Consider the following 15190-nt stretch of genomic DNA (forward strand, 5'->3'; position numbering starts at 1 on the left):
TTACTTCTTATCTACTTCTATTGTTGCACGGTTTAAGCGTAGTGAGTTTAAAATCACGGATACGGAACTAAAGCTCATTGCAGCAGCAGCTATCATTGGTGATAATAGGATGCCAAAACTCGGGTATAGTAGTCCTGCAGCCAAGGGAATGCCCAAAATATTATAGATAAAGGCAAAGCCTAAATTCTCTTTGATATTTCGGAGAAGTTTCTTACTCAGGATTTTGGCTTTAGCGATGCCTATTAAGTTTCCCTGTAATAGAGTCAGGGATGCACTTTGTATCGCTACATCTGTTCCTGTTCCCATAGCAATACCGATATCGGCTTGCGCAAGGGCAGGAGCATCATTAATACCATCACCAGCCATCGCCACAATATGTCCCTGTTCTTGTAGTTTATGGATTTCCTGTAATTTATCTTTCGGTAATGCATTTGCTTTGAAATGTTTAATACCGACCTGCTCGGCGACGGATTTTGCGGTGTGTGCATTGTCTCCTGTAAGCATAATTACATCTACATCGTGCTGAAGCAGGTAGTGAATGGCCTGTTTGGAAGAGGTTTTGATCTGATCGGAGATGTTAAAGTAACCGAGTAAATCACTTCCTTTCGAGAGATAGGAAACGGTTTTGCCATTGGATTGGGCTGACTCGACCGCTTTTCGTATTTCGTCTGGGATGATCACCTGCATGGATTCCATCAATAATTGATTACCGAGGGCAATCAATTGATTGTTAATATGCCCCTTGATACCTTGTCCGGCAACGTTTTCGAAGTCTGCAACCTGTTGTTCTATTTTATTTCCTTCCTTTTTTGCTCGATCAATAATAGCTTGCCCGAGTGGATGGGTGCTGTTGCTGTTGAGGGCGGCGGCTAATGATAATATTTCGTTGATACTGCTCTTAGCGGTGGGTTGAATGTCATCAACGGTGGGTTTACCTTCAGTGATTGTTCCCGTCTTGTCTGTTAATACAACATCTACCTTGTTCATTTTTTCTAATGCACTGGCATCTTTGATCAAAATACCATTTTTGGCTCCTTTGCCGACACCGACCATGACTGACATCGGAGTTGCTAGGCCAAGCGCACAAGGACATGCAACAATAAGAACTGCCAAGGCATTGGCAAAACCATAAGCCAGTGATGGCGCAGGACCCCAGATCCACCAGGCGAAGAATGTCAACAAAGCGATAACGATAACAATTGGAACAAATATTTCAGATACCTTATCTGTAAGGCGTTGGATGGGAGCTTTACTTCTGCTGGCATCATTGACCATCTGAATGATCTGAGCCAATAGGGTGTCCGAACCGATACGTTCTGCTTTCATGAGAAAACTTCGTTCACCGTTGATGGTTCCGGAGCTGACCTTGTCACCTTCCTGCTTTTCGACAGGCAGGGGTTCGCCTGTCAGCATGGATTCATCAATGCTCGTCGTCCCATTTGTAATCTGTCCATCGACAGGGATTTTATCTCCGGGTTTTACTTTCAGGGTATCACCGATCTTAATCTGATCGACGCCAATTTTTACGTCGACACCATTTTCGACCCGGGTAGCGTCGGATGGGCTGAGTTTAATGAGCTCTTTGATTGCTGAATTGGTTTTGGAATGGGCTTTGGCTTCCATTACCTGCCCAAGGAGAACCAATGTTAGGATAACAGTAACGGACTCAAAATATAATGCGATATATCCGTGATGATTTTTTAGGTCAGCTGGAAATAACTGTGGGAAAAACAGGCCAATAATACTATATACAAACCCCGCGCCAGCGCCAAGGGCAATCAAACTAAACATATTCAGGCGCCAGGTTTTAAAAGAAATCCAACCGCGTTGGAAAAAGGACCAACAGGTATAGAAAACCACGGGCAGGGATAGAAATAATTGTATCCAGCCTGACCAATCCAGTGGAATTACTTTTCCGATCGGATTACCGGGAAGCATTTCTCCCATGGATAGAATAAATATCGGAACCGTAAACAGGATGGATAGCCACAGTTTCATCCGGAGATCTTTATAAGTTCTATCATCGTCGGCATCATTTCCCCCAGCGATAGAGACAAGATCCATACCACAGATCGGGCAGTTTCCGGGATGATCCTGAACAATTTCGGGGTGCATCGGACAGCTGTATTGTGTGTTTTTGGTTAATTCGGGGACTTTCTCCAAGTTCATACCACAAACTGGACAGTTGCCCAGTTGATCATAGAGCTTGTCGCCCTCACAATGCATGGGACAGTAGTATTTTCCGGCTGAACCCGCTTTCTGTTGGTTGGATTTTGCAGCGGCAGAATGGTCGTTGTGGGCATGCTTATGCTGGTCATGTCTATGTTGTACCGATTCATGTTGGTGATGGTCATGATCCTGTGCTCCAGATTGATGTTGTTGTCCAGTATGATTATGCTGCTGTTCCATCTTTGTCTGTGCGACAACCATTGGAGCTTGGTCCGCGTTGTGCGTATGATCAGGATAATGATGTTTGTTTTCATTATTTTCCATCAGTACAAGGTACATCCCACAAACAGGGCAGCGCCCTGGTTGATCGTAGCTTTTATCACCTTCGCAGTGCATGGGGCAATAGTATTTGCTTGACGCAGATAGCTTTGGTTGTTCCGCATCTGAGGTTTCTTGTACAGACTTATTTAGTTCGCCGATATGATAATTACCTAATTTAGTGAGGGTTTTCTGTAGTTGTCCCATCGAAATTTCTTTTGCAGATTTTATTGTCAGTAGCGGTGGATCTAGTGTCACTTTAGCCTGAACTCCAGGAAGCTGATTGATGGCATTCTCAATTGTTGTTCTACACCCGTCACAGGACATGCCTGAAAGTTTATATTGGTATTGCATAGCATTTTGTTGTACAATAAATTTAAGGGTTATTGCTTGGGTAATGTTATACTTTTACACTGTTTATTTGTAATATTTCAAAGCGTATACCCATTCTTTCGGAAAGGAAATCAATTTGTTGGATAAACGATGATCTTGATATCACACCTAAAATAAACAAACAAAGTGGGCTATTTGTTTAGCGTGATAATACCCAACGAAGCAGGAGCGGCGACGGGGAGGATAAAGGATGAGCTAAGCTGTGTTGGGGATCAAGGCCGGCTTCTAGGAAAGCAGCATGGCTTCTGGATGCTTCATTAAGCTCTGGACAGTTAGTTTGTCCGCTAACAATGCTTCGTGAAAAGGTGCTGGAACCATTATTTTAAAGGTCTTACGCGCTGTTTTAACAAAAAAAAGTGCACCATGGCTGACCTGCTTGTCATCAATAATCAATGTATGTTGTGTAACAAGTTGGCTGCCTAGTTTTTCCTTTTCAACGAGCTGTATAAGTTGTTGCATTGTATCAATCTGTTTTGCCAAAATTACCAAATACTTATCATTTTTTAGTTTTTTTTTATTTGGCAATATTTAAAAAATATCTACTTCTGGCTGTGCTTTGTTATCTTTTTGTAGTTGATAATCGTTTTAGCAAATGAATGTTTTCAAGGAAATACGCAATCGATTGCGTATTTCGTCTGCTAAAGTTTAGCTGAACAGGGGTTTGGCTTTGCTAAAATATGTTTTACTTTTTTAGCTTTGTGCAACAAATATCCAATAAAACACTATTATGAGTGGTATAACAACACTAGGTCAATTTATTATTGAAAAACAAGCCGATTTCCCATACGCGAAAGGCGAGCTGTCCAGACTCTTGCGTGATATCGGAATTGCAGCAAAAATTGTTAACAGAGAAGTCAATAAGGCTGGATTGGTTGATATTCTGGGGGATGCGGGTCAGACCAATATTCAGGGGGAGGGACAGAAAAAGCTGGATGTGTACGCTGATGAGCAATTTATTAAAGCACTTCAAAGTGGGGGAGAATGCTGTGTGGTTGCCTCTGAGGAACATGAAAATCCAGTTTACATGCAGTCTGGAGTTTCTAAAAATGCAAAATATATTGTTTGTATAGATCCACTGGATGGTTCGAGTAATATTGATGTGAATGTTTCTGTAGGTACCATTTTTTCGATTTATCGTCGGCTTTCGGATACCGGAGTATCGTGCAATAGCAATGATATTCTGCAACATGGAACCAAGCAGGTTGCAGCAGGATATGTCATTTATGGAAGTTCAACAATGTTGGTTTATACCACTGGGAAGGGCGTGAATGGTTTTACATTGGATCCTTCGATTGGTGAATTCTGCCTATCACATCCCGATATGAAGATTCCCGAAGCTGGCCATATTTATTCGATCAATGAGGGAAACTATTCTAAATTTCCGAACGGCGTTAAGCAATATATCAAATACTGCCAAATGGAAGATGCTTCTACCCAGCGCCCCTATGCGTCACGTTATATTGGTTCTATGGTTGCCGACATTCATCGTAATCTATTGAAAGGAGGGATATTTCTTTATCCAACCACCTCTGCCCATCCGAATGGAAAATTACGATTGATGTATGAGTGTAATCCGATCGCTTTTATTATTGAACAAGCCGGAGGTAAAGCGACCAATGGATATCAACGTATTTTAGATATTGAACCAAAGACATTACACCAACGAACAGCAGCTTTTCTGGGGAACTCCGAGATGGTCGAACTCCTCGAAGATTTCCTGGAAAAATATCAGTAATTCATTCTGTAGTGATTCAATGACAGGTAAAATTCGTTTGCCAATTAGAATTATTTATCTTTGTGATCAGAAAATGGCTTCATTATTGCGAAGCCATTTCTTTTTCATTATTTGTTGTATGTTACGTATTTTAGTTTTTATTTCCTTCGTTTCAATTGTATTTTTTTCCTGTAAAGAGAATCTTCCGACTTATGGCGATGTGCTCGCAAAGGGTTTTGAGCAAAAATCCTATAAAGAATTTGATACAACTGCCTATCTGAAGGTATTCCATGAGGTGTATAGTAAACAGAAGTCCAAACTGCATAATCCGAGTTGGATGAAGGAGTTGTCTGACTCTACCGAGGGGATGACTTTAATCGCTGGCCATCTATTCGATGGCAGTATTGATACCCTATTGAATTATTTTGAACGAAGCGAAGAACATGGAATTCGTAGCAGTTACTTTCATACAACAGAGATCAAGGAAACTTTATTTTCTCTTCGTAAACTGAAGCCTAAGGATGTAGCGGAATCTTATCCGCTTCTGGCCAAATTGGATCTTTTAGGGACAGATGGCTTAGTGGCTTATGTAAGCAGTATAAAATATGGTGTAATCAACCCAAAACGTTTATATGGAAGGTATTTTGTTCCTCAGAAACGTATGAACTATGCTGGCGTTGTGCATCTATTGGATAGTGTGGAGATTGGACCATTAATGGCTGGAATTCAACCAAAAAACCAGTATTACATTCAATTTCAGGATTTGTTGGAGAACGGTAACCTGGATAATGCGCAAAGAACGAAAGTATTGATGGTACTTGAAAAATTACGTTGGATGGGGGAGTCTTTCCCCGAGAAATATGTTATTGTCAATATTCCTGAACAGCGACTACACATCATGGAAGATGGAAAAACCAGCCAATTGATGAATGTGTGTGTTGGTGAAACGGATAACCCGGCATATACCCGTAAAGGTGAAAACCATGAAACTCCGGTCATGCAGGGCATCTTGGATGCCATGCAGGTCAATCCTGTATGGAATATCCCAAGTAGTATTGTGAAAAAAGAATTATTGGCAAGTGTACGGAACAATCCCAACTATCTAGCTTCACGTAATATGGTGGCATATTATAAAGGAAAGCAGGTGGATCCCAGTACCGTAAATTGGCAATCCGATTCGGTGGAGAAATTCCGTTTTAAACAAAATCCGGGTTCAGACAATTCGTTGGGTAATGTGAAATTTTTGTTTGAAAATGCTTATTCGATCTATCTCCATGATACACCTGCCAAACAAATGTTTGGACAGACTAACCGCGCTGTGAGCCATGGTTGTGTGCGCGTTGAAAAACCCGTAGACCTGGCCGGTTACCTAGTCAATAATGAAAAGCAGGCTGAGAAGATTGCAAAAGAGATTACAACGGATTCTATCACCAAGTCGCGTTGGGTAACACTGAAACGTCAGATGCCTGTATACTTGACTTATTATACCACCTGGCTTGACGATGATGGTAAAATGGTTTCTTATCCAGATATCTATGGGTATGACCCACGTCTGAAGGAGGCGATGAAAAAATATTGGACAAATTAAAAAAAGACCTAACCGGAAGACGGTTAGGTCTTTTTTCTAATCGTTTGGTTTGTCTTAGTATTCGGAGTTGTAGGCTAGAGCCAAACGGATAAAAGGATAATCTTTATTGACATTGTTATGGTCTTGGTAATGGCCTTCAAGTCTAAAATATCCGGAGTAAAGGTTGACCCCAAAGTTTTTCCAGATCCGCACAGATGCACTGGTGGATGCGGTATGAAGATAGTGGTGAGATTTGTTGCCACTGATTGTGACGAAATATCCACCACGGTAATCTATACCAAATTTGAAGCGATTTAGCGTACTTAGTGTTGCTGATGCCCGGACATCTGCTCCGGGGCCATAATCGTAGGTACGACTTTCGCCAAAATGAAGATAGGGATCTGGTACTGCGGCCAGTACGACTGGGCCACCACCCAGAATGGTGGTCAACTTGGTCCGTTTACTGATGTTATAATTGGAAAAAATATTGTAATTGATGCTTTGTGATCCATAATAGAACGCTTCATTACGCAAAAAATCAAAATGAGCGGAAACGATACCACGATGTCGGCCTGTTAAATTGGATAATATTCGATTCCCATAGAGAGAAGCGTAAACATTAACTGCATTGACCATAGAGCTGTCATCTGATCCAATCTCAAGATTTAGAAAGAAGTCGTCAAATGGTTTCTTTTTATCGACATCATCGTTGTTGTAAATCAGTTTAATGCGCGCATAGATATCATTCTTTCCCCGGCTCAGGACGTTATGCTCCTTGGCATCAAATCTGCGGATCCCCAGCTCCACTTCGGTATGAACCAAAGAACTGTCAATCACGGCACCTTTGGTTGTATTTCCCCAACGGCCATCGAGCAGCCGATTTAAACCATTCATCGGATTGATCAACATCGCCAAAATTTCCTTTTTATTACGTTGTCCTTTTGTAAGACTTGGTCTGGCGAGCACATGGTGTGAAAGACGATGAGTCATCTCACCGAGAATTGTTCCGCCAAAACTGGTATTGATAATATCGTTGATCGAAGGCGGTTCTGTTTCACCTGCTGTCTCCCAGATATAACTTCCGGCAACTGTCGCAAGCGTAGACTGTAGGAAACTAAAATTGTTGGATCGGAATGAATTGAAATAGAACTGACCATGGTAAGGGTGGGCGATCTGATTTGTAGCAAAGAGATTGTCATCCCAGGTCCAAGCGGAAAACTTCAAATGACTGAAGAAATTTTTGAAGGAAATATGGGAGACAGGATCTTTCCGTATGAAATAATTGACTGAAGCAGGTATGGCCTGAATAGAAAACCATTCGATTCCAGCCCGTAGAAAGTTTTTCTTTTGATAATTTACGATACTATCGGGTAATTTGGCATTGATCCGATCGGAAATCCATTTCGTCTGTTGCATGGATACGGTGATGCTATCCGTCATTTTTTTCGAGGGGCCGATAGGAATTATGCTGTCTGTTGATGATTTTAGCTGCGTACTATCTGTTAGCAATGAGGGATTTAAGATTGAAAATGGTACGACAAACTGACTTGTATAATTGGATCCGCTAGCTGTGGAATTAGCAAATACCAAGGTTCCAAAAAGAGGGGTAAATAGATTTATAAATAAAAATAAAATAGAACGATATGTACCTGAATGCTGTTTCATAAGGGCTAATATACTGTTTTGCAATAAAACTTGTAATGAATAACAAATAGTTGTTAAAAGTGTTTTTAGGATTGTGATTTCTTTGTGTTTTAGCAGCGCATAGCTTGCTGATTTGCGGTACGGATTGTTACCTTTGCAGGGCTTTATAACTGTTCAACTGATTTTGATATGAACAATACCTTTGAATTTTTTAATGTGCGATCCATCAATTTTAAGAACGAGCTATTTGCTGGTTTGACGGTTGCCATGACCATGATACCGGAATCACTTTCATTTGCAATATTAGCGGGCTTACCTCCTCTGACGGGGCTGTATGCGGCCTTTTTAATGGGGCTTGTGACAGCTGTTTTGGGAGGAAGACCAGGGATGGTATCTGGTGGCGCCGGTGCGACTATTGTTGTTCTGATGGCGCTTGCTGCAAGTCATGGTATCGATTATCTTTTCGCCGCTGTGGTCCTGGCAGGTCTATTGCAATTTTTGGTCGGTCTTTTTAAATGGGGTAAATTTGTTCGGCTGATTCCGCAGCCCGTTATGTATGGTTTCTTGAACGGATTGGCCATTATTATTTTCATGGCACAAGTTGTCCAATTTAAAGTGAGCAGTGGAACAGGTACAGCATGGATGTCGGGGGCGACACTATATATTATGGGGGGACTTACATTGTTAACGATGTTGATTGTGATCGGTTTTCCCCGGCTGACAAAAGCAATTCCTGCTTCGTTAATCGCTATTTTAGTCGTTTTTGGTCTTGTTTCCCTGCTGGGTATCGAAACCAAGAAGGTCGTGGACATCGCTTCAGTCAGCGGATCACTACCACATTTTCATCTGCCCAATGTTCCCTGGAATTGGGAGACATTGCAATTGATCTTTCCATATTCCCTGGTGATGGCTGCTGTGGGACTTGTTGAGTCTCTTTTAACCCTTAATATGGTCGATGAAATTACAGCTAGCAAGGGGGACGCAAATCGTGAGTCCATGGCGCAGGGGATAGCAAATACGGTTAACGGATTTTTTGGTGGAATGGGAGGATGTGCCATGGTGGCCCAGACGCTGGTGAATCTGAATGCCGGTGCACGGACCCGACTATCTGCTTTTATCGGTGCCATAACAATCCTAGTGATTATCCTGGTCGGTGCTCCCTTTATTGAGCAGATCCCAATGGCGGCTCTTGTCGGAGTGATGATGATGGTTGCGATCGGAACTTTTCAATGGGTAAGTTTCCGGATCATCAATAAATTTCCGAAATCAGATATTTTCGTTGGTATTCTTGTTGCTGGAATAACAGTGTTATTGCACAATTTGGCCTTAGCTGTACTTGTTGGAGTCGTCGTGTCTGCATTGGTTTTTGCCTGGGATAATGCAAAACGGATACGGGCCAGAAAATACCTCGACCAAGATGGCATAAAGCATTATGAAATATATGGTCCCCTTTTTTTCGGATCTACCGCCAATTTTTTGGATAAATTTGATATCTCTGAGGATCCCGATCGCGTCATTTTGGATTTTAAGGAAAGTAGGGTGGTGGACATGTCTGCTGTGGATGCGTTAAATAAAATCACGGAGCGTTATGCCGCACAACGGAAGAAGATAGAGCTTTGGCACCTCAGTGAGGATTGTCGCTCTTTACTCAAAAATGCCGAGGGAATCGCTATCGTTAATATTATGGAGGATCCGACTTATCAGGTGATGCCTGGTAAATAAGCTATTTCTTCCTTAATGCAATGAAAAGCTCACTACCTTGTCGTTGAGGTATGCTGTTAAAACAGTCTTCCATTTTTAAAATATCAAAGGCTACCTGAAACAGTCGTTGATATTCCGTTTTGTTTCCGCCAAAAGGTGGGCCTGCTGATTCAAATGTTCTGTTAAACATTAAACCTGCAAGGATACCATGTGGATGGAGTAGATCGGCCATTTTGTTACTGTATTTTTTACGTAAAATCGGATCTAATGCACAGAAAAAAGTCTGCTCGAGAATATAATCGTATTTTTCGCCATGTTCAAAAAAATCTTCGCAGATAATCCGGATCGGTGTAGTTTCGCCAAACTCTTTTTGAACCTGATTGACTAAAGTTGGTGCGATATCAAGTAAAGTGATATTTTTAAACCCTTTGTCAAGTAGCGCTTTCGCTTCGTATGCATTTCCACAGCCAGGGATCAAAATAGAAGCCTCTTTGGGAATCACCGTTTCCGCATATTCGATTAATGCCGGTGAGGCATAACCGATATCCCATCCGGTCTCCCTGTTTTTATAGCGATTGTCCCAATATTCTTTATCCAAATCCAATATATCCATCGTATTATATACCTGTTAAATCAAGCGGACACAATTTAAGGAAATCTTGTGTAATACGGCATTATTTTTGTTTTTTACCTGAAAATCTGTCCATAAGATTCGTAATAATCTCAATAGAGATGATAAAAAATAATTCGCTTTATTGTAGGTTTTTAACATTTTGTTTTTAGTCTTTTAAAACAAAAAAACAGCTTTCGGATTTATATGATGTATTATTTCAACTAAAGAATGATTGTTATATGTTACTTAATAGGAGGATCTCTGTCTCATACTTCTTAAAAACCATTCAGACTGATCTGGTTCGAATTGTATTTTTTGGCTGTCTGGTGGGCCTACTGGCAAAACACAAAGACTTTCTTACATTGGAAATTCCCTTATCGTTAATAGCCATCGTTGGTACAGCCATATCGCTTTTGTTGGCTTTTCGAACTGCGCAATCTTACGATAGATGGTGGGAAGCCCGTATCGTTTGGGGCGGAATTGTCAATGATTCCCGTAGCTTAATTCGTCTTTTGCAGACTTTTATCAGTAAAGATCAGGACATCCATCTAAAAATGTTTGTTGAAAGACAGATTATATGGAATTATACCTTGAGCGAATCGCTGCGCAAGGAGCCGTATTCAAAACGGGTAAGTGACTATTTGGAAAATTATCAAATCAAGGACACCAATGCTGTTTACGGAATTTTAAATGCGCATGGAAAGCATTTGCGTTTATTGGCCCAGGAGGGGTTGATTACTGAATTTCGGCAGGTTGCTGCAGACGAGATTCTAACGCGGTTTTCGGATTCAATGGGTCGATGTGAGCGGATAAAAAATACGGTTTTTCCGGTGTCCTATGGTAAGCTGATCCATTTTCTGATTTATCTATTTGCGCTCTTATTACCCTTTAGTCTGAATGATGATGTTATCTTGGTCAAAATGATGCTGACGATCGGAATTCCCATTATTTTTATTATTATCGAACGTACTGCCATTTTAATGCAAGATCCTTTTGAAAATAAACCCATGGACACGCCGATGACAACGATCTGCCAGACCATTGAGATGAATCTGTTGGAGGCTATTGGCGAACCTACTCCGAAGCCAACGGCACCTGCCGAGGAATTCTATTATATTCTTTAAGCGGTTGGTCGTAAATTTTAGTTGTAATCAGATAGCTTTATCTCCAGATTTGGTTTCATCAAGCTATCCGATCATAAAGTTTTTGTGTTGAGCCACTTTTAGGTGGTCGGGCTTCTGGTTATCGCGGTGTCCGCAATGTCTTAATCACAGCAGCAAATTCTTCCTGTTCATAGCCCGCATCTTTTGCTCTTTTGAGCCAATTTGCTGCAAATTGGGGAAATTCACTATTTATTCCACTTAATTTTGCTGTTGCAAGGATTCTTTCTGTTGCCTCTACAGAGATGGCAAGTGGACTTTGGGAAAGCTTAAAAACTCCGCTACTGATCACTGCACCCTCATGCTTTAAAAATTCGCCCATTCCCGGAGCAATTTCTGCGATGATATTGCCATATTCCCTGACGTCAAAATTTTCCGATTCGGCAATTAAAGCGCCATGTAGAAAACCTGCTGCTGCACCATAGATATAGGAGAGTGTAGCTGTATCCATGGCTGCCGCAGCACCAATATTTTCCCCTAAATATTTTAGATTTCCACCCAGAATTTTCAATGTATCTTCGATTTCAAGATATTTTCCACTATTGCCCGAAAACAATATTGTTGTATCGGGCTGTGCCATCTGTTCTGGCGCCACCTGTATCGCTCCATCAAGGTAACCGGCTGTTTTACCGTTAAACCAGGTTTCGCTTAAACGTGCTTCCTGCGATGTACCTGTAGTCAATTGCACAATGAGTTTGCCGGCTAATGCATTCCCCGTTTCGATTGATGAAAAAAGATTATTCGCTACCGCATAGTTATGAACGATAACAATACTCGTTGGACTCGCCTCAATGGCCTCGCTAATGTTTTTCGCTAATCGAGCACCTTCTTTTACCAGTTGATCTGCTTTAGCTGTGGTTCGATTGAATACAGTGACCTGAAAACCTTTTTGTAGATAGAGCTGCGCTATTTTTATACCCATTGGACCTAGGCCGATAATACTGATTTGATTTTTCAATGTTTCCATGTGTTTCCTCATTTATTTTTATACAACAAATATGAGGACAAGCCGGTACGCTGGCAATAAGGGAAAAAGGATTCACCCAGGGAAAAATTATTCCCTATGGAATTGCAAAATTCAGTAGTTTTAATGAAAATTATGAAATTATGTATAGTAGAAAGATTCCCGAAGATCTTGACTGTGGCATAGTCGTCACAATGAAAATACTTGGTGGAAAATGGAAAGCCTGTATATTGGATGGTATCAACAAAGGTATAAAACGTCCCAGTGAATTGCATCGTGCTATTCATGATGCGAGCCCAAGAGTAATCAATATGCAACTTCATGAATTGGAACAAGCTGGTATTATCGTGAAGAAAATTTATCAAGGACTTCCGCTGAAAGTCGAGTATAGCCTGACTGACTTGGGGATTAGCTTATTGCCAGTTATAGCAATCATTGATAAATGGGGTATTGAAAACAACCATTTGGTTGAAAATTTGAGAGAGCAGATTGTAGGCTGATACTGAACCCTTAAAATCATGAAAACAGACATATTGTAAAAGGACGATAGCGAATTGTAAATAAATCTATTATTGTGGCAGTAGAGCGCTAGCTTTATCCCAGCAGTCAGATAAAATAAGACCTGTTCGGCTTTTGATAAGGGTCAATTTGAAAAATAGCCTGCTGTTAATCCAGAAAAGATAATTGTATATGAAGCAGCCACTCCAAGCTGAAGCCTTTAACTTTGATCGAATACTTTTGTATAGCTTATATGCCGCTTTGATTTCTTTCGCGCTCATGTTCGCTAGCACACTATTAATTCGCAATATTCATCCCTTATGGAATGCAGTCTTAGTCATAGGTTTCCCGTATTCATTATTTGTGTCGAAAATAAAATCGAGCGCAGATGTTATAATTTTTGAGGATAACCAAATCATTTTGAACGGGAAAAACATCGCTATTCAAGATATTGAATTCTTTCGCATATTTGATTCGTTAAGGTTGTACTTTGTCTTGCGAATAACCTTAAAAACAGGCCAGCAGTATATTCACTATCTTCCAGTTTCGGCAAAGCAAGATCTGGAAAACTATTTTGAAAAAGAGGGGGTAAGGAGCAGTAAGGGATCTTTTGATTTTATTGCCAAATATTATTCCTTATTATATGTTTTACCAGTCATGATATTGCTAGGATTAGCTTATTCATTAGGTACGCAACTATATTATTATTTGCAGTATTGATAAAATAAGGATTTCATAAAAACGGATAAAAGTAGTAATGAACAAATTGTAAGGGGTGAAAACGCTTAAATTAGATCAATTCCTGTGCGAGTCTAGCTCCGGAACCTTGTAATTGATAGACGGATATTCATTGGGTTCAGGCGAATATTAGACCGGTCTAAAAGTGGTGCCTGCTTATTCTATATTTGATTGTTGGGTTTGTTATCTCAGGATACTGCTACAACAACAGAATGGTTTAATTAAGGTATTACTTTTAATGATAATAATATGAAAACAATGAAAATGACAGTGATGACTCTGCTAACGGCTGCAACTTTTGCGATATCAAGTTGTGGTGGTGGAAAGGATCAACCGGCAACTCCAATTAATGCGGATCAGTTTGAAAAACTAGATCAAAACAAGGATAATGCCGGCAAGCGCTTTAGCTTGACAGGGTACCCTTACCTTAACAGTGACGTAACAGTCCGAAGCGATATGGAAATTGCTGTTTCGTTGTTTTCTGAACCAAAGGGAAAAGGAGATTATATCGGTAGTATAGATTTGGGCTACAAGGACAATAAAAACGGAATGTATATTCCTGATAAGTTTACAGCGGATGATTTGCAGGTTTTTGATAATGAAGGAAACAGTCTTGGGATAAATGATAAAATTACCATTTCTTTCGAGATGGATCTGGATACCAAACGTCCACCAAGAACGGGTATTAAAAAATTGGAAAAAGACGAAAATGGCAATCCAAAGATGGTCGAACAGAAACCTACATACTATGGAGATGGGCCATCTGATATAAAAATTGAAAAGGCGAAATAGTTGATTTTCATGGGTTTTTGAGGCAAAAGGATCATAAATGAATCATGTTATATTTTAAAATTTGAACGTCATGTTAGCACTGGAAAATTATAAAATACTGCTGCTTGTACTATTTGCATCGCAATCTTGTGGGAATAATGGCCAGAAAACAGGCGGCGACACATCTCATCTGGTTGATCATCATGCTGAAATCATAACATATAAAAGCGATTCTACCAATGAATTGGTGCTGAACTTCAGGGATCATAGTTATTTTTATAAGGAAACAAACCTTCCCCTGAAAGCGGGGGAGGATGTGGGCTATGAGAATCAATCTAGAGGGTCCTTTGTAATTAAAAATGATACCCTGACTTTTTTCTCTCAGATGCCATCGCAGATCGATGTTAAAACAGATTGGTCTACGAGTACGGAATTTCTCCCCTTATATCAAACCAATGAGGAACTTGATAGCAATAGCGTGAAAATATATGTTGACAATATTACCGAACCACAATATTATCGGGCATTTGAATTAGCGAATGGAAGAGTTGAAAAATTGGCGGTGAAAGCCTGTGTAACAGATGGAGACTTTGGTTGGATAAAAACGGAAAACGACCAGATTCCATTGTACCAATATTTAATTATTGAAAAACCTAAAAGCAATAAGCTTTTAATCATAGACAGCATGAATACAGCGCACAGTTATTATTTTGACTTTGATCATATTCCTTTTCGTTCATTCCACTTTTTTACAAGAGCTTATTGGAGTTATTACGATTTTACAGGACTGACATTTGTGCTTGCGGACAACAGACTCAAATTAACAGAAAATAATAGGTTAGGACGTTATCTGCATTCTAATATTAATCTGACCTTCTTAAAACAATGAAGTATTACAGCTGTTAAGAACATTAATTCTTCTTTAAGCATGGGTTAATGA

At 40.3% G+C, this 15190-nt stretch carries 13 protein-coding genes; 8 read left to right on the plus strand and 5 right to left on the minus strand.

Annotated elements, in window-relative coordinates; genetic code table 11:
• Window positions 1-2841, minus strand: coding sequence for a heavy metal translocating P-type ATPase (locus OGI71_RS02580; protein WP_282253733.1), 2841 nt, complete (start codon window positions 2839-2841; stop codon window positions 1-3).
• A 264-nt stretch (window positions 2842-3105) separates the two neighbouring features.
• Entirely contained in the window at window positions 3106-3339 is a 234-nt protein-coding gene (locus OGI71_RS02585) for a hypothetical protein (protein ID WP_259180823.1), read from the minus strand.
• A gap of 268 nt (window positions 3340-3607) precedes the next feature.
• Between OGI71_RS02585 and fbp the strand changes: the two genes are divergently transcribed.
• Both fbp and OGI71_RS02595 read left to right on the plus strand, forming a co-directional pair.
• Window positions 3608-4615 carry a class 1 fructose-bisphosphatase gene (gene fbp, locus OGI71_RS02590; protein ID WP_282253734.1) on the plus strand — a complete coding sequence of 336 codons (1008 nt, stop codon included), beginning with the start codon at window positions 3608-3610 and terminating at the stop codon, window positions 4613-4615.
• Between the two features lie 118 nt (window positions 4616-4733).
• Complete coding sequence (locus tag OGI71_RS02595) at window positions 4734-6182, plus strand: L,D-transpeptidase family protein (RefSeq protein WP_282253735.1); 1449 nt, start codon at window positions 4734-4736, stop codon at window positions 6180-6182.
• 54 nt (window positions 6183-6236) lie between these two features.
• Here the strand turns inward: OGI71_RS02595 and OGI71_RS02600 are convergent, their stop codons facing one another.
• Window positions 6237-7826 (minus strand): DUF3943 domain-containing protein, encoded by a 1590-nt coding sequence (locus OGI71_RS02600; protein ID WP_282253736.1) that lies wholly within the window; start codon window positions 7824-7826, stop codon window positions 6237-6239.
• 168 nt (window positions 7827-7994) lie between these two features.
• Between OGI71_RS02600 and OGI71_RS02605 the strand changes: the two genes are divergently transcribed.
• Window positions 7995-9527 carry a SulP family inorganic anion transporter gene (locus OGI71_RS02605; RefSeq protein ID WP_282253737.1) on the plus strand — a complete coding sequence of 511 codons (1533 nt, stop codon included), beginning with the start codon at window positions 7995-7997 and terminating at the stop codon, window positions 9525-9527.
• Between the two features lies 1 nt (window position 9528).
• On the opposite strand, the gene OGI71_RS02610 is transcribed toward OGI71_RS02605, so the two are convergent.
• On the minus strand, window positions 9529-10119 hold the full coding sequence (locus tag OGI71_RS02610; protein WP_282253738.1) for a methyltransferase domain-containing protein: 591 nt from the start codon (window positions 10117-10119) through the stop codon (window positions 9529-9531).
• Between the two features lie 239 nt (window positions 10120-10358).
• Between OGI71_RS02610 and OGI71_RS02615 the strand changes: the two genes are divergently transcribed.
• Window positions 10359-11243, plus strand: coding sequence for a bestrophin family ion channel (locus OGI71_RS02615; RefSeq protein WP_282253739.1), 885 nt, complete (start codon window positions 10359-10361; stop codon window positions 11241-11243).
• 118 nt (window positions 11244-11361) lie between these two features.
• On the opposite strand, the gene OGI71_RS02620 is transcribed toward OGI71_RS02615, so the two are convergent.
• Entirely contained in the window at window positions 11362-12246 is an 885-nt protein-coding gene (locus OGI71_RS02620; protein WP_282253740.1) for an NAD(P)-binding domain-containing protein, read from the minus strand.
• A 140-nt stretch (window positions 12247-12386) separates the two neighbouring features.
• Between OGI71_RS02620 and OGI71_RS02625 the strand changes: the two genes are divergently transcribed.
• The 4 genes from OGI71_RS02625 to OGI71_RS02640 all read left to right on the plus strand — a co-directional run bounded on the left by OGI71_RS02625 (window position 12387) and on the right by OGI71_RS02640 (window position 15139).
• Window positions 12387-12743: a helix-turn-helix domain-containing protein gene (locus OGI71_RS02625; protein ID WP_120259152.1), complete on the plus strand. Its 357-nt coding sequence runs from the start codon at window positions 12387-12389 to the stop codon at window positions 12741-12743.
• A gap of 190 nt (window positions 12744-12933) precedes the next feature.
• Entirely contained in the window at window positions 12934-13461 is a 528-nt protein-coding gene (locus OGI71_RS02630) for a hypothetical protein (RefSeq protein WP_120257002.1), read from the plus strand.
• A 267-nt stretch (window positions 13462-13728) separates the two neighbouring features.
• The gene (locus tag OGI71_RS02635) at window positions 13729-14271 is read left to right on the plus strand and encodes a hypothetical protein (RefSeq protein WP_120257003.1); all 543 of its coding nucleotides are present in this window, start codon (window positions 13729-13731) and stop codon (window positions 14269-14271) included.
• A 70-nt stretch (window positions 14272-14341) separates the two neighbouring features.
• Entirely contained in the window at window positions 14342-15139 is a 798-nt protein-coding gene (locus tag OGI71_RS02640) for a hypothetical protein (RefSeq protein WP_282253742.1), read from the plus strand.
• Window positions 15140-15190 lie beyond the last annotated feature (51 nt).

Source organism: Sphingobacterium sp. ML3W (assembly GCF_029542085.1).
Classification (GTDB): Bacteria; Bacteroidota; Bacteroidia; order Sphingobacteriales; family Sphingobacteriaceae; genus Sphingobacterium.